At 47.3% G+C, this 16078-nt stretch carries 10 protein-coding genes, 8 tRNA genes and 3 rRNA genes; all 21 read left to right on the forward strand.

The window, feature by feature from the left end; translation table 11 throughout:
* The first annotated feature begins 3 nt into the window (after positions 1 to 3).
* The 21 genes from hslO to HHK01_RS00940 all read left to right on the forward strand — a co-directional run bounded on the left by hslO (position 4) and on the right by HHK01_RS00940 (position 15961).
* Entirely contained in the window at positions 4 to 882 is an 879-nt protein-coding gene (gene hslO, locus HHK01_RS00840; protein ID WP_170008598.1) for an Hsp33 family molecular chaperone HslO, read from the forward strand.
* Between the two features lie 8 nt (positions 883 to 890).
* Positions 891 to 1775 carry a peptidyl-prolyl cis-trans isomerase gene (locus HHK01_RS00845; RefSeq protein WP_228027612.1) on the forward strand — a complete coding sequence of 295 codons (885 nt, stop codon included), beginning with the start codon at positions 891 to 893 and terminating at the stop codon, positions 1773 to 1775.
* A 114-nt stretch (positions 1776 to 1889) separates the two neighbouring features.
* The gene (ptsG, locus tag HHK01_RS00850) at positions 1890 to 3977 is read left to right on the forward strand and encodes a glucose-specific PTS transporter subunit IIBC (protein WP_170005994.1); all 2088 of its coding nucleotides are present in this window, start codon (positions 1890 to 1892) and stop codon (positions 3975 to 3977) included.
* A 139-nt stretch (positions 3978 to 4116) separates the two neighbouring features.
* Positions 4117 to 5046, forward strand: a complete 930-nt coding sequence (cysK, locus tag HHK01_RS00855; RefSeq protein ID WP_170005995.1) for a cysteine synthase A — start codon at positions 4117 to 4119, stop codon at positions 5044 to 5046.
* A gap of 141 nt (positions 5047 to 5187) precedes the next feature.
* Positions 5188 to 5997, forward strand: coding sequence for a dihydropteroate synthase (folP, locus tag HHK01_RS00860; protein WP_170005996.1), 810 nt, complete (start codon positions 5188 to 5190; stop codon positions 5995 to 5997).
* Between the two features lie 2 nt (positions 5998 to 5999).
* Positions 6000 to 6371 (forward strand): dihydroneopterin aldolase, encoded by a 372-nt coding sequence (folB, locus tag HHK01_RS00865; RefSeq protein ID WP_170005997.1) that lies wholly within the window; start codon positions 6000 to 6002, stop codon positions 6369 to 6371.
* A complete protein-coding gene (gene folK / locus HHK01_RS00870) occupies positions 6364 to 6888 on the forward strand; it encodes a 2-amino-4-hydroxy-6-hydroxymethyldihydropteridine diphosphokinase (protein WP_170005998.1) in 525 nt (174 codons plus the stop codon). Before folB ends, folK begins: the two co-directional genes overlap by 8 nt.
* Positions 6840 to 7046, forward strand: coding sequence for a helix-turn-helix domain-containing protein (locus tag HHK01_RS00875; RefSeq protein ID WP_170005999.1), 207 nt, complete (start codon positions 6840 to 6842; stop codon positions 7044 to 7046). Before folK ends, HHK01_RS00875 begins: the two co-directional genes overlap by 49 nt.
* 25 nt (positions 7047 to 7071) lie before the next feature.
* The gene (gene dusB / locus HHK01_RS00880) at positions 7072 to 8073 is read left to right on the forward strand and encodes a tRNA dihydrouridine synthase DusB (protein ID WP_170006000.1); all 1002 of its coding nucleotides are present in this window, start codon (positions 7072 to 7074) and stop codon (positions 8071 to 8073) included.
* A gap of 162 nt (positions 8074 to 8235) precedes the next feature.
* Positions 8236 to 9666, forward strand: a complete 1431-nt coding sequence (gene lysS, locus HHK01_RS00885) for a lysine--tRNA ligase (protein ID WP_407646943.1) — start codon at positions 8236 to 8238, stop codon at positions 9664 to 9666.
* A gap of 306 nt (positions 9667 to 9972) precedes the next feature.
* Positions 9973 to 11523: ribosomal RNA gene (locus HHK01_RS00890) — 16S ribosomal RNA — on the forward strand.
* Between the two features lie 327 nt (positions 11524 to 11850).
* A 23S ribosomal RNA gene (locus HHK01_RS00895) occupies positions 11851 to 14774 on the forward strand.
* A gap of 172 nt (positions 14775 to 14946) precedes the next feature.
* Positions 14947 to 15063 (forward strand): 5S ribosomal RNA (gene rrf / locus HHK01_RS00900).
* The 16S, 23S and 5S rRNA genes sit together here with 8 tRNA genes alongside, the layout of an rRNA operon.
* A gap of 47 nt (positions 15064 to 15110) precedes the next feature.
* Positions 15111 to 15186, forward strand: a tRNA-Val gene (locus HHK01_RS00905).
* A gap of 16 nt (positions 15187 to 15202) precedes the next feature.
* A tRNA-Thr gene (locus HHK01_RS00910) sits at positions 15203 to 15278 on the forward strand.
* 112 nt (positions 15279 to 15390) lie between these two features.
* Positions 15391 to 15463: transfer RNA gene (locus HHK01_RS00915), tRNA-Lys, on the forward strand.
* 6 nt (positions 15464 to 15469) lie between these two features.
* A tRNA-Gly gene (locus HHK01_RS00920) sits at positions 15470 to 15541 on the forward strand.
* 10 nt (positions 15542 to 15551) lie between these two features.
* Positions 15552 to 15640 (forward strand) — tRNA-Leu (locus HHK01_RS00925).
* A gap of 17 nt (positions 15641 to 15657) precedes the next feature.
* Positions 15658 to 15734, forward strand: a tRNA-Arg gene (locus HHK01_RS00930).
* A gap of 66 nt (positions 15735 to 15800) precedes the next feature.
* Positions 15801 to 15877, forward strand: a tRNA-Pro gene (locus tag HHK01_RS00935).
* An 8-nt stretch (positions 15878 to 15885) separates the two neighbouring features.
* Positions 15886 to 15961 (forward strand) — tRNA-Ala (locus HHK01_RS00940).
* Positions 15962 to 16078 lie beyond the last annotated feature (117 nt).

The raw sequence follows: 16078 nt of genomic DNA on the forward strand, positions 1-16078 counted from the left end.
ATGATGGCAGATACTTTAATTAAAGCACTTGCTTTTGATGGAAAAGTTCGTGTATATGCAACTCGAACGACTGACACCATCTCTGAAGCGCAAGTGAGGCATGCAACGTGGCCGGCAGCTTCGGCAGCGTTGGGACGTACGATGACGATTGCTCTGATGATGGGTTCGATGCTAAAGGGTGACGCGAAGCTATCTGTAAAAGTAGATGGTGGTGGACCGATTGGTGCAATTATTGCTGATGCTAATGCAAAGGGAGAAGTCCGTGGATATGTTACCAATCCGCAAACACATCTCGGTTCAAAAGCTCCGGGTAAACTGGATGTGGCAGCAGTAGTTGGAACAGAAGGTACGTTAACGATTGCGAAGGATCTAGGATTAAAGGAGCAGTTTTCAGGACAAGTACCGCTTGTATCAGGTGAGATTTCAGAGGACTTTACTTACTACTTTGCTAATTCAGAACAAGTGCCCTCCTCAGTGGGGGCTGGTGTACTTGTCAATCCTGACAACTCCATACTTGCAGCGGGCGGCTTTCTCATTCAATTGCTTCCAGGTACAGACGATGAAACAATTACAAAAATTGAGGATGCGCTGTCTAAGATGCGTCCCATTTCGTCGTTAGTTAAGGATGGATATACACCTGTACAGATGGTTGAAGAGATTCTCGGGGCAGGCAACGTGCACATACTGGAAGAGCAACCAGTCCGCTTTCAATGTCAATGCTCTAAAGAACGAATTGAGAATGCTTTGAAGGGACTAGGTCCAGAAGAGCTACAGGACATGATTGAAACGGACGGGCAAGCGGAGGCAGAGTGCCACTTTTGTAACGAAAAATACATGTTTACTAAAAATGAGTTAGAAACACTGGAACGAGAGTCGCGATGAATACGCGAATGAAACGTCCAAATGTACAGTTTTATCAACTCGTCATTGGACTGTTACTTCTTACAAATGCGCTCGCGTTGTATCTGCTTGTCGGTGGAGATGACGACGTACTGACTCCAGATCAGGAAACCGTTGCCACTGTAAATGGTGAAGCTATAACGAGAGAAGATTGGCTGATTACACTCGAGCAGCGCTATGGCAAACAAGTACTACGTGACCTCATTAACCAAGCCGTTACAAGTGAGATGGCCGAGCAGGAAGCATTGCAATTGACAGAGGAAGATTTAATCCGTGAATGGACGTTGCTTCGTGGATCTTTTCCTCAGCAGTTAAAGTGGTCGAATGGGAATGAGGTTTGGAAAAACAGCATTCGTGAAACTGTCCTGCTAGAAGAATGGTTAACAAAGGATGTTGTCATTGACGAGGAACGCTTGCGACAAGCTTACGAAGAACAGAAGAGTCGCTTCCAAGTACCTGCGCTGTATGGACTCTCACACATTGTGGTGCCGACAAAAGAGGCCGCAGAAAATGTACTAACCGAATTGGAAGATGGGACTCCGTTTGATGTAATCGCTATGGAACGATCGGTTGATCCAACATCAACAGACGCGGGTGGTTCGCTAGGCTTTTTAGAAGAAGGAGACATTCCAGCCGCCTACGTAGACCCGATTCGTTCTATAAAAACCGGGGAATGGACAGATCCAATCGAAACTGATGGAGGATTTGCGGTAGTCTTTCTTCATGAACAAATTGAGGGTCAAGAGTATTCATTTGAAGAAGTAAAAGGATTTCTCCGTCGCCAACTCGCTTTAGAAGAAATGACCATCCCCTATACAGTTGAATCATTTTGGAGAGATTTGGATGTTGAATGGTTTTATGGAGACCTGTCGTAATATACGGCAGGTTTTTTTGATTAGTTTTAATCGAAATGAATTTCTTGCCTTCGTGAATAAACGCTCCTACAATAGGAAAGTCTAAAAAAGTTTTCACGTGAAAGGAGTTATAGAATGAAGCGGATATTCGGAAGTTTACAGAAGGTTGGAAAAGCACTCATGCTTCCTGTAGCAATTTTACCTGCTGCTGGGATTTTACTCGGACTAGGAACCGTGCTCTTAACAGATGAGTTTCTGACGCGGTTCCCGTTTTTTGATAATAATGTATTTGCTTTTGTTGGGGAATTAATGAGCAACGCAGGAGGCATTGTGTTTGATAACTTACCTGTTTTGTTTGCTCTGGGAGTAGCGATAGGGCTAGCGGGGGGAGAAGGTGTTGCTGGTCTTGCTGCATTACTTGGCTACTTAATTATGAACGTTACCATGGGTGTTATTGAATTTGGCTCGTTGGAAAACATCCCCACAGAAACGTTGGATTCGCCAAAATATGCGACGTTGTTAGGAGTGCCGACGCTGCAAACAGGTGTTTTTGGGGGAATTATCGTCGGTGCACTTGCCGCCTATTTGTATAAGCGATTTTACAACATTGAATTGCCATCATACTTAGGTTTTTTTGCTGGTAAACGCTTTGTTCCCATTGCTACTGCATTTAGTGCTATTTTGTTAGGTGTGCTGTTAACACTCGTGTGGCCACCTATACAATCAGGTTTGAATGCATTTTCTACAAACTTATTGGAGGCAAATACCACTCTTTCGGCATTTATTTTTGGGGTCATTGAGCGTTCCCTAATTCCGTTTGGATTACATCACATTTTCTACGCGCCGTTTTGGTTTGAATTCGGTTCGTACGTAAATGCAGCGGGAGATATCATTCGTGGTGACCAACGTATTTTTTTCGAACAATTACAGGATGGAGCGGAGTTAACAGCTGGTACATATATGACAGGGAAGTTTCCGTTTATGATGTTCGGATTGCCAGCTGCCGCCCTTGCAATTTATCATGAAGCGCGTCCGGAACGGAAAAAGGTTGTAGCAGGAATAATGGGTTCCGCAGCATTGACTTCTTTTTTAACAGGCATTACAGAACCAATCGAGTTCTCGTTCCTGTTTGTGGCACCGCTATTGTTTGCGATTCACACCGTGTTTGCTGGCTTGTCCTTTATGGTAATGGATATTTTGAATGTCAAAATTGGGATGACGTTCTCAGGTGGTCTAATTGACTTCCTATTGTTTGGTGTTTTGCAAAACCGGACAGCGTGGTACCTTGTCATCGTCGTCGGCTTAGTGTTAGCGGTTGTCTATTACTTTGGCTTTAGATTTGCCATTCGTAAGTTTAATTTACTAACTCCAGGTCGTGAAACGGAGGAAGACGAAGACGAAGAAGTTCCCTCGTCGAAAGGTAGCTCAGACGACCTCCCTCACGACATTCTTGACGCGATGGGTGGTAAGGAGAACATTTCCAACCTCGACGCGTGTATTACACGACTACGAGTACAAGTAAACGACAAAGACCATGTTGACAAAAAACGCTTGAAAAAGCTCGGTGCCTCCGGGGTACTAGAAGTGGGCAATAACATTCAAGCAATTTTTGGTCCGCGTTCTGACACCATACGATCACAAATGAAAGATATTATGGAAGGGCGCACCCCGCGAAAGCAAAGAGAAGAAACGACTGCTGAGCAAGAAGTTAGGCAACAGGTGGAGGAAGTCAACCCTGTTGGCCTCGCCAATAAACAAGGGGAAGCAGACGATTCATTTGTTGCACCGCTAACAGGTAAAATGGTTCCACTCACAAATGTACCAGATGAGGTGTTTTCACAAAAAATGATGGGAGATGGATTCGCAATTGAGCCATCTAAAGGAGAAGTCGTATCTCCGATTAACGGAACCGTTGTCAATGTGTTCCCGACGAAGCACGCAATTGGTTTGCAAGGAAACAACGGACGCGAGGTGCTCGTGCATATCGGGATCGATACGGTCAATTTAAAAGGAGAAGGATTCGATGTAAACGTGAAAGAGGGTGATGCAGTCCGCTGTGGCCAAACGCTTGTTACCTTTGACCTCGATGTGATTCGTGAAAAGGCAAAGTCGACGATCACTCCTATTATTTTCACTAACTTAGCTGAAGGGCAACGTGTAGTATTGAACGTGGCTGGTGAAGAGGTGAGAGCGAATGATGAAGATGTGATGACGATTAAGTGATAGTCAAGGTGGAACTGTTAAAATAGCTTAATGATGCGTATAAAATGGCTATGCGCTTTACCCTTTCGTTTGACAGCCTATTCATATCCTTGTTACAGTAAAACCAATCATTCTACTATGAATTAAGAGGGGTGTACATATGGTTCGGATCGCAAATTCCATCACGGAGCTCGTTGGAGAAACACCGGTTGTGAAACTTCAACGACTCGTAACCGAAGACATGGCAGAAGTGTACGTCAAATTAGAGTATATGAACCCGGGAAGCAGTGTAAAAGACCGGATTGCCCTTGCAATGATTGAGGACGCTGAAAGCACTGGGAAGCTTCAAGCAGGAGATACCATTGTCGAACCAACAAGCGGTAATACAGGAATTGGCCTTGCAATGGTGGCTGCTGCAAAAGGATATCGAACGCTTCTCGTGATGCCAGAAACGATGAGTATGGAGCGTCGTAATCTGTTACGGGCATACGGCGCTGAGCTAGTACTTACTCCGGGACCAGAAGGAATGACCGGTGCTGTAAAGAAAGCAGAAGAACTGGCAAAAGAAAAAGGCCACTTTATGCCACAGCAATTTGAAAATCCAGCTAACGTAAAAGTCCACCGTGAGACAACGGGGAAAGAAATTATTGAACAAATGGGCGATCAGTTAGACGCCTTTGTAGCAGGTATTGGTACAGGCGGAACGATTACAGGGGCAGGCGGACTGCTCAAGGAAAAATACCCTGATTTGAAAGTGTACGCTGTGGAACCTAAAGATTCACCGATATTGGCAGGTGGAAAGCCAGGACCACATAAAATCCAAGGTCTCGGTGCTAACTTTGTTCCCGGCATCTTAAACACGGACATTTACGACGAAATCATTCATATCACAACAGAAGATGCATTTGAGTATGCTCGTCGGGTAGCGAAAGAAGAAGGCATTTTAGGGGGCATTTCCTCTGGTGGGGCCATTTTCGCAGCCATCAAAGTAGCAAAAGAGTTAGGACCAGGCAAAAAGGTACTCACCGTGCTACCATCGAACGGAGAACGCTATTTAAGCACACCTCTATATCAATTTGAACAAGAGTAAACAGCGTGCGCTCTCTTCTTTTTAAGAAGGGGGCGCCTTTGTTTGTAGGTTTTGGAAGTTATGAACAGGTAGTTGCGGGTGAGGAAGTGCTTTAGTATGATGAAGACAAGTAAAATTTGACTGAGTGAGGGAGTTTCGATCATGAGCAATCCATCGCATCTTTTTTCTCAAGAGAAAACTTATATTATGGGAATCGTAAATCGCACCCCGGATTCGTTTTCGGATGGTGGTCGGTATACGAATTTAGATACAGCAGTACACCACGCCTTACATCTCGTCAAGGATGGAGCAGACGTGCTCGACATCGGTGGTGAATCGACACGACCGGGGTTTGATACCGTCACAGCGGAAGAAGAGATCGAACGTGTTGTGCCTTTAATCAAGCGCTTGGCAGACGAAACGGATGTACCCATCTCTGTGGACACATACAAAGCGGAAGTGGCTGAGGAAGCAGTGAAAGCGGGTGCCGCTGTATTGAATGATGTGTGGGCAGGCGAAAAGAGTCCGTCTACATTGAACGTGGCGAAGCGTTATGAAGTTCCGATTATCCTGATGCATAACCAAAAGGAACCGCAGTACACCGACGTCGCGGCAGATGTTTGTGCTTATCTACAATCACGCCTTGATGTAGCCAGAGAGATGGGCATTCCTGAAGAGCATCTCATTGTAGACCCAGGTATCGGATTCGGAAAAACATTCGAACATAATATAACCGTGCTACAGCAACTAGAAAAAGTCGTCGAGCTAGGAGTTCCTGTTCTCCTTGGAACATCGAGAAAACGGTTTATCGGGCATATTTTAGGAACCGATGAGAACGAAAGAATGGAAGGCACGCTCGCCACGGTGGCCTACGGGATACAAAAAGGTTGCCACATTATGCGCGTACACGATGTAAAGGAAGCAAAAAGACTCGCCACCGTTATGGATATATTGTTAAGAAAAGAGGGATAATCATGGATTGCATTCGGATGAAGGAAATGGAGTTTTACGGCTATCATGGCGTTTTTCCTGAAGAGACAAAACTGGGACAGCGTTTTCGAATGAATGTTACTTTGCAACTCTCTTTGCAAAAGGCTGGTAAGTTAGATGACTTACAATACTCTGTCAACTATGGTGACGTGTACAATCTGTGCAAGGAAGTGGTAGAGGGCACGCCAGTAAAACTAGTAGAAACTCTAGCTGAACGAACAACTGCCGTGATATTTCAACAGTTCACGCATGTACAAGCTGTCACTGTTGAAGTCATTAAACCAGATCCACCAATTCCTGGGCACTATAAAGAGGTTTCGGTTGAAGTGACTAGAGAGCGCACAGCCTATGAATAGAGCATACCTATCACTGGGTTCAAATATGGGTGACCGTTCCCGTTTCCTTCAGGATGCTGTGGAGGCACTTACTAAGGATAAGGCAATTAACGTTGTACAAGTTTCCTCACTCTACGAAACAGACCCTGTAGGCTTCGAAGATCAAGCGCCGTTCTTAAATAGTGTCGTTGCTATCGATACGACTTTTCACCCTCAAGAATTGTTGCGGTGTATACAAACCATAGAACAAACTTTAGGACGCACGCGCTTGTTTCGCTGGGGTCCTAGAACGATCGACCTTGACATTTTGCTGTTTAACCAAGAAAATTATAAATCAGAAACGTTAACGATTCCCCACCCGAGATTGCATGAACGAGCATTTGTACTCGTCCCGCTGTTGGAAATTGCTCCGAGTGCACAGTTGCCCGGGATGGACAAACCACTCTCAGAAATCCTAGAGAACCAATCCGTAGCTAAAGGAGTTCGACCATGGAAGCAGAGAAATGGGGACGTAAAATCCGCGCCTATCGAAAGCTAAAAGGGTATACACAAGAAGGACTGGCAAAGTCTATTGATATATCGGTTTCTATTTTGGGAGAAGTAGAACGTGGCAACCGTATGCCTTCGCAAATTCTAGTTGAAAAAGTAGCTGAAGAATTACAGATCGACAAAAAGCTCCTCACTCCAGAAGAGTAAAGAGGTCAACAAGGAGGAAACAAACATGTTCTCAATCGGAGATATTCAAATTAAAAACCGTGTTGTGCTAGCCCCTATGGCTGGTGTTTGTAACTACGCTTTTCGTCTAACAGTGAAGGAGTTTGGAGCAGGCCTTGTTTGTGCAGAGATGGTGAGCGACAAAGGGATCGTATTCAAAAATGAGAAAACGATGAACATGCTCTATATCGACGAACAAGAAAAACCAATGAGCTTGCAAATTTTTGGTGGCGAGCGGGAAACCCTCGTAGAAGCGGCGAAGTTTGTAGACAAGAACAGTAACGCTGACATTATTGACATTAACATGGGTTGCCCTGTTCCGAAAATCACAAAGTGTGACGCGGGAGCAAGATGGCTGTTAGACCCTAACAAGATTTACGAAATGGTGTCTGCAGTGGTGGACGCTGTCGATAAACCCGTCACAGTAAAGATGCGTACGGGGTGGGATAGTGACCATATCTATGCTGTTGAGAATGCACGTGCCATCGAAAGAGCTGGTGGAAAAGCTGTAGCTCTCCACGGTCGCACACGTGTCCAAATGTATGAAGGTACTGCCGACTGGAGTATGATTAAAGAAGTGAAAGAGGCAGTAAACATTCCTGTAATCGGAAATGGGGACGTGCAAACACCTCAAGATGCGGAGCGTATGCTGCAAGAGACAGGTTGCGACGGTGTGATGATTGGACGCGCAGCACTAGGAAATCCTTGGATGATTTACCGTACCGTACACTATTTAGAAACGGGCGAACTAGCTGATGAGCCTTCTGTGCGAGAAAAGATAGAAGTCTGTAAGCTTCATTTAGACAGACTCATCTCTTTGAAGAATGAAGATATCGCGGTACGTGAAATGCGCAAGCACGCTGCCTGGTACTTAAAAGGCGTTCGTGGCGGTGCGAAATACCGAAAAGATATTAACGAAACACTAACTCGGAATGACCTTGTCTCGCTACTAGACCGTCTCGTAGAAGAGATCGAGGCGAAGGAAGCCGCTAATTCTCAGGCTGTATAAGATTTGACAGGCTTTTGTGACCTTTTCTATAATAGCGTAGGACTCATGGCTGCCAGCACTCTAACTGGCAGTTTTCGTGTATACACCCGTAATATAAAGGAGTTGTCGTTCGTGGAAGAGCTTAATGACCAGTTAAAAGTAAGAAGAGAAAAGTTAGAAACGATGAGAGAAAGAGGTCTCGATCCGTTCGGCAAGCGCTTTGACCGGACACATATGTCTAGAGACCTATTCTCACAATATAACGACGTCACAAAAGAAGACTTAGAAGAAAAGTCCATTACGGTAACGGTTGCAGGACGCCTCATGACAAAACGCGGCAAAGGAAAAGCAGGATTTGCCCACGTCCAAGATCTCACTGGACAAATTCAAATTTATGTTCGTAAGGATGCTATCGGGGATGAGGCTTATGAAACATTTACGTCAGCTGACCTCGGTGATCTTATCGGTGTTACAGGAACTGTGTTCAAAACAAAAGTGGGCGAACTTTCTATTAAAGTGACAGACTTTACATTTCTCTCTAAAGCACTACGACCGCTTCCTGATAAATACCACGGACTTCAAGATATTGAACAGCGTTATCGCCAACGTTATTTAGACCTTATTACGAATCAAGAAAGCAAAGAAACATTTGTACTCCGTAGTCGCATCATCCAATCCATGCGCCGCTATTTAGATGGACAAGGCTTTTTAGAAGTGGAAACACCCATGATGCATGCGATCGCGGGTGGGGCATCTGCCAGACCGTTTATCACCCACCATAACGCGTTGGAGATGCCATTATATATGCGTATAGCCATTGAACTTCACTTAAAGCGCCTTATTGTTGGGGGCCTAGAGAAAGTCTATGAGGTTGGGCGCGTATTTCGTAATGAAGGTGTTTCAACCCGTCACAATCCAGAGTTTACGATGATGGAATTATACGAAGCGTACGCTGACTATAAAGATATTATGGCACTTACAGAAAATCTCGTTGCTCATATTGCACAAGAAGTGTTAGGAACTACTACGGTTCAATATGGTGAACATAACGTGAATCTTGAGCCACAGTGGAAACGGGTGCATATGGTCGAAGCAATCAAAGAGGTAACTGGTGTAGACTTCTTCCTAGTCACGACAACAGAAGAAGCGAGAGCACATGCAAAAGAACATGGTGTAGAAGTAAACAGTAATATGCTATACGGTCACATCGTTAACGAGTTTTTTGAACAAATAGTAGAAGAGACTCTCATTCAACCCACTTTTATTTATGGTCACCCAGTGGAGATTTCCCCACTGGCTAAGAAAAACGAGGAGGATCCTCGCTTTACAGACCGGTTTGAGCTGTTTATTGTAGGTCGCGAATACGCCAATGCCTTCACAGAACTTAATGATCCTATTGACCAAAGACAGCGCTTCGAAGCTCAGCTCGTTGAGAAAGAACAAGGAAACGACGAAGCCCATGAGATGGATGAAGATTTTGTTGAGGCGTTGGAGTACGGTATGCCGCCTACGGGTGGTCTAGGTATAGGAATTGATCGTCTCGTCATGTTACTAACAAATTCCGTGTCAATTCGAGACGTATTGCTCTTTCCGCTTATGCGTAACCAATCTTAAAGACCAAGAGCTGATCAACTTCATAACAAGTTGGTCAGCTTTTTTATAAATAATGATAAAAAACACCTTGCATGAAGATTTGAACCATGCTATAGTTATCAACGTTGTTCGAAATTCAAATCAATCGCCTAACAAAAAAGGTGTTGACATTGAATGATGAACTTGGTATTATATAAAGGTCGCTCTCGCAGTGACAAAACAAGAAATTGTTCTTTGAAAACTGAACACAAACCTGCTAGTAAGACCAAATCCAAATGGATACGGTCGTCGTTGATTTTAAAGTAAGACAGTTAAGAGCTTGCTCTTTTTATGGAGAGTTTGATCTTGGCTCAGGACGAACGCTGGCGGCGTGCCTAATACATGCAAGTCGAGCGGACTTTAGGGAGCTTGCTCCCTAAAGTTAGCGGCGGACGGGTGAGTAACACGTGGGTAACCTGCCTGTAAGACTGGGATAACTCCGGGAAACCGGGGCTAATACCGGATGACCCTTTGGATCGCATGATTTGAAGGTGAAAGGTGGCTTCGGCTATCACTTACAGATGGACCCGCGGCGCATTAGCTAGTTGGTGAGGTAGTGGCTCACCAAGGCAACGATGCGTAGCCGACCTGAGAGGGTGATCGGCCACACTGGGACTGAGACACGGCCCAGACTCCTACGGGAGGCAGCAGTAGGGAATCTTCCGCAATGGACGAAAGTCTGACGGAGCAACGCCGCGTGAGTGAAGAAGGTTTTCGGATCGTAAAGCTCTGTTGTAAGGGAAGAACAAGTACCGTTCGAATAGGGCGGTACCTTGACGGTACCTTACCAGAAAGCCACGGCTAACTACGTGCCAGCAGCCGCGGTAATACGTAGGTGGCAAGCGTTGTCCGGAATTATTGGGCGTAAAGCGCGCGCAGGCGGTCCTTTAAGTCTGATGTGAAAGCCCACGGCTCAACCGTGGAGGGTCATTGGAAACTGGAGGACTTGAGTGCAGAAGAGGAGAGCGGAATTCCACGTGTAGCGGTGAAATGCGTAGATATGTGGAGGAACACCAGTGGCGAAGGCGGCTCTCTGGTCTGTAACTGACGCTGAGGCGCGAAAGCGTGGGGAGCGAACAGGATTAGATACCCTGGTAGTCCACGCCGTAAACGATGAGTGCTAAGTGTTAGAGGGTTTCCGCCCTTTAGTGCTGCAGCAAACGCATTAAGCACTCCGCCTGGGGAGTACGGCCGCAAGGCTGAAACTCAAAAGAATTGACGGGGGCCCGCACAAGCGGTGGAGCATGTGGTTTAATTCGAAGCAACGCGAAGAACCTTACCAGGTCTTGACATCCTCTGCTACCTCTAGAGATAGAGGGTTCCCCTTCGGGGGACGGAGTGACAGGTGGTGCATGGTTGTCGTCAGCTCGTGTCGTGAGATGTTGGGTTAAGTCCCGCAACGAGCGCAACCCTTGATCTTAGTTGCCAGCATTCAGTTGGGCACTCTAAGGTGACTGCCGGTGACAAACCGGAGGAAGGTGGGGATGACGTCAAATCATCATGCCCCTTATGACCTGGGCTACACACGTGCTACAATGGGTGGAACAAAGGGTCGCAAAGCCGCGAGGCTGAGCCAATCCCACAAATCCACTCTCAGTTCGGATTGTAGGCTGCAACTCGCCTACATGAAGCCGGAATCGCTAGTAATCGCGGATCAGCATGCCGCGGTGAATACGTTCCCGGGCCTTGTACACACCGCCCGTCACACCACGAGAGTTTGTAACACCCGAAGTCGGTGAGGTAACCTTTTGGGGCCAGCCGCCGAAGGTGGGACAGATGATTGGGGTGAAGTCGTAACAAGGTAGCCGTATCGGAAGGTGCGGCTGGATCACCTCCTTTCTAAGGAAAACTCGTCACTTAGGTGACGATACAAAACGACGCTAGCAGCGAACTTGTGTTCAGTTTTGAAGGGACAATCCTTCAAAACATGTTCCTTGAAAACTAGATCATACGCAAACGACAATTCTTTTTGTGAAAAGAAAGAACACCGAGTCGTAGTTCAATCACCAAACAGTTGGTGTTGCCATATTCGCAGGGCAATGCAAAGCCAACTTATTTTTAACCACAATCTCCGATTGTGAGTTAAAAAAGTGCAGAAAAGCAAGAAGTTCGAGGAAGCTTCATATGAAGCTAACGACGAAATTTGCCGCTTATATGCATTTTTTTAGAGAAGTTAGTAAGGGCGCACGGTGAATGCCTTGGTACTAGGAGCCGATGAAGGACGGGACGAACACCGATATGCTTCGGGGAGCTGTAAGTAAGCTTTGATCCGGAGATTTCCGAATGGGGAAACCCACTGCCCGTAATGGGGTAGTATTCTTACCTGAATACATAGGGTAAGAAAGGCAGACCCGGGGAACTGAAACATCTTAGTACCTGGAGGAAGAGAAAGCAAATGCGATTCCCTGAGTAGCGGCGAGCGAAACGGGAACAGCCCAAACCAAGAGGCTTGCCTCTTGGGGTTGTAGGACACTCTATACGGAGTTACAAAGGAACAGGGTAGACGAAGCGATCTGGAAAGGTCCGTCAAAGAAGGTAACAACCCTGTAGTTAAAATCCTGTTCCCTCCAGAGTGGATCCTGAGTACGGCGAGACACGAGAAATCTCGTCGGAATCCGGGAGGACCATCTCCCAAGGCTAAATACTCCCTAGTAACCGATAGTGAACCAGTACCGTGAGGGAAAGGTGAAAAGCACCCCTGGCGGGGAGTGAAAAAGATCCTGAAACCGTGTGCTTACAAGTAGTCAGAGCCCGTTAAAGGGTGATGGCGTGCCTTTTGTAGAATGAACCGGCGAGTTACGATTTCATGCAAGGTTAAGCTGATAAAGTGGAGCCGCAGCGAAAGCGAGTCTGAATAGGGCGAATGAGTATGAGGTCGTAGACCCGAAACCAGGTGATCTACCCATGTCCAGGGTGAAGGTAAGGTAACACTTACTGGAGGCCCGAACCCACGCACGTTGAAAAGTGCGGGGATGAGGTGTGGGTAGGGGTGAAATGCCAATCGAACCTGGAGATAGCTGGTTCTCTCCGAAATAGCTTTAGGGCTAGCCTCAAGTAAGAGAGTCTTGGAGGTAGAGCACTGTTTGGACTAGGGGCCCTCATCGGGTTACCGAATTCAGACAAACTCCGAATGCCAATGACTTGTTTCTTGGGAGTCAGACTGCGAGTGATAAGATCCGTAGTCAAGAGGGAAACAGCCCAGACCGCCAGCTAAGGTCCCAAAGTATACGTTAAGTGGAAAAGGATGTGGAGTTGCTTAGACAACCAGGATGTTGGCTTAGAAGCAGCCACCATTGAAAGAGTGCGTAATAGCTCACTGGTCGAGTGACTCTGCGCCGAAAATGTATCGGGGCTAAACGTATCACCGAAGCTGCGGATTCCGTAAGGAATGGTAGGAGAGCGTTCTAAGGGCTGAGAAGCAAGATCGTAAGGACTTGTGGAGCGCTTAGAAGTGAGAATGCCGGTATGAGTAGCGAAAGAAGGGTGAGAATCCCTTCCACCGAATGCCTAAGGTTTCCTGAGGAAGGCTCGTCCGCTCAGGGTAAGTCGGGACCTAAGCCGAGGCCGAAAGGCGTAGGCGATGGACAACAGGTTGAAATTCCTGTACCACCTCACTTCCGTTTGAGCAATGGGGGGACGCAGGAGGATAGGGTAAGCGCGCTATTGGATGCGCGTCCAAATCGTAAGGCTGAAGGGTAGGCAAATCCGCCCTTCACGAAGGCTGAGCGATGATGGCGAGGGAAATAAAGTACCGAAGTTCCTGATTTCACACTGCCAAGAAAAGCCTCTAGCGAGGAAGCAGGTGCCCGTACCGCAAACCGACACAGGTAGGCGAGGAGAGAATCCTAAGGTGATCGAGAGAACTCTCGTTAAGGAACTCGGCAAAATGACCCCGTAACTTCGGGAGAAGGGGTGCTCTTCTGGGTGAATAGCCCGGAGGAGCCGCAGTGAATAGGCCCAGGCGACTGTTTAGCAAAAACACAGGTCTCTGCGAAGCCGTAAGGCGAAGTATAGGGGCTGACGCCTGCCCGGTGCTGGAAGGTTAAGAGGAGAGGTTAGCTTACGCGAAGCTTTGAATCGAAGCCCCAGTAAACGGCGGCCGTAACTATAACGGTCCTAAGGTAGCGAAATTCCTTGTCGGGTAAGTTCCGACCCGCACGAAAGGCGCAACGATCTGGGCACTGTCTCAACGAGAGACTCGGTGAAATTATAGTACCTGTGAAGATGCAGGTTACCCGCGACAGGACGGAAAGACCCCGTGGAGCTTTACTGTAGCCTGATATTGAATTTTGGTACAGCTTGTACAGGATAGGTAGGAGCCTATGAAACGTGAGCGCTAGCTTACGTGGAGGCGTCGGTGGGATACTACCCTGGCTGTATTGAACTTCTAACCCACGCCCCTCATCGGGGCGGGAGACAGTGTCAGGTGGGCAGTTTGACTGGGGCGGTCGCCTCCTAAAGAGTAACGGAGGCGCCCAAAGGTTCCCTCAGAATGGTTGGAAATCATTCGTAGAGTGTAAAGGCACAAGGGAGCTTGACTGCGAGACCTACAAGTCGAGCAGGGTCGAAAGACGGGCTTAGTGATCCGGTGGTTCCGCATGGAAGGGCCATCGCTCAACGGATAAAAGCTACCCCGGGGATAACAGGCTTATCTCCCCCAAGAGTCCACATCGACGGGGAGGTTTGGCACCTCGATGTCGGCTCATCGCATCCTGGGGCTGTAGTCGGTCCCAAGGGTTGGGCTGTTCGCCCATTAAAGCGGTACGCGAGCTGGGTTCAGAACGTCGTGAGACAGTTCGGTCCCTATCCGTCGTGGGCGTAGGAAATTTGAGAGGAGCTGTCCTTAGTACGAGAGGACCGGGATGGACGCACCGCTGGTGTACCAGTTGTCTTGCCAAAGGCATCGCTGGGTAGCTACGTGCGGACGGGATAAGTGCTGAAAGCATCTAAGCATGAAGCCCCCCTCAAGATGAGATTTCCCATTGCCTAGCAAGTAAGATCCCTGGAAGATGACCAGGTAGATAGGTCTGAGGTGGAAGCACGGTGACGTGTGGAGCTGACAGATACTAATCGATCGAGGACTTCTCTAACGATTTAAACTCGGTAGTCGTGAACCGTATGATCTAGTTTTGAAGGAATAGAACCTTCAGTATGTCTAAACATATTGAAGAAAGTACCTTCACCACCTTGTAATATGCAGGGCGAGGGTTTCGAGAAGCAAGCTGACGCAGAGATGCGCCGCTTATCGGAAGCCGCAGCCGGTTTGGTAGTGATGGCGAAGAGGCTACACCCGTACCCATCCCGAACACGGAAGTTAAGCTCTTCAGCGCCGATGGTAATTGGGGGCTGTCCCCCTGTGAGAGTAGGACGCTGCCAAGCGAATATTATTGGTAGGGGCTTGGGTCCCTACCGATTTCATTGTCTATGGAGGATTAGCTCAGCTGGGAGAGCACCTGCCTTACAAGCAGGGGGTCGGCGGTTCGATCCCGTCATCCTCCACCACTTTGACTTTTATAGCGCCGGTGTAGCTCAACTGGTAGAGCAACTGACTTGTAATCAGTAGGTTGGGGGTTCAAGTCCTCTTGCCGGCACCATTTTTATTTTTATGGTTTAAAATTGTTCTTTTCAATACAGGATATACTCAGGGAGTTAAGAGAAGGATGTAGTCCTACTGATAATTCTTAACACACCACATCCTGTTAGCGAGAGCCATTAGCTCAGTTGGTAGAGCATCTGACTTTTAATCAGAGGGTCGAAGGTTCGAGTCCTTCATGGCTCATAGTTTGCGGAAGTAGTTCAGTGGTAGAACATCACCTTGCCAAGGTGGGGGTCGCGGGTTCGAATCCCGTCTTCCGCTCTTTCGTAACGCCGGGGTGGCGGAATAGGTAGACGCACAGGACTTAAAATCCTGGGGTGGGTTCCCACCGTGTCGGTTCGAGTCCGACCCTCGGTACCATAAATAATAAATAGATTGCGCCCGTAGCTCAATTGGATAGAGCGTCTGACTACGGATCAGGAGGTTAGGGGTTCGACTCCTCTCGGGCGCGCCATCCTGTCAAAACGTCAGCACTTGCACATCCGTGTGCTCGAAGATTCGCAACAGATTTATTAAAAAACGGGGAGTAGCTCAGCTTGGTAGAGCACTTGGTTTGGGACCAAGGGGTCGCAGGTTCAAATCCTGTCTTCCCGACCACTTAAATAGGGGCCTTAGCTCAGCTGGGAGAGCGCCTGCTTTGCACGCAGGAGGTCAGCGGTTCGATCCCGCTAGGCTCCACCAAAAAAACTTGTTGACATTCATTTATAGAAATGCTATTCTATAAAAGTCGCTTTTGAGAGAAATGAGCGAAATTGTTCTTTGAAAACTGAACACAAACCTGCTAGTAAGACCAAATCC

It is taken from the genome of Bacillus fonticola, assembly GCF_012955605.1.
Lineage (GTDB): Bacteria > Bacillota > Bacilli > Bacillales > JC228 > Bacillus_CG > Bacillus_CG fonticola.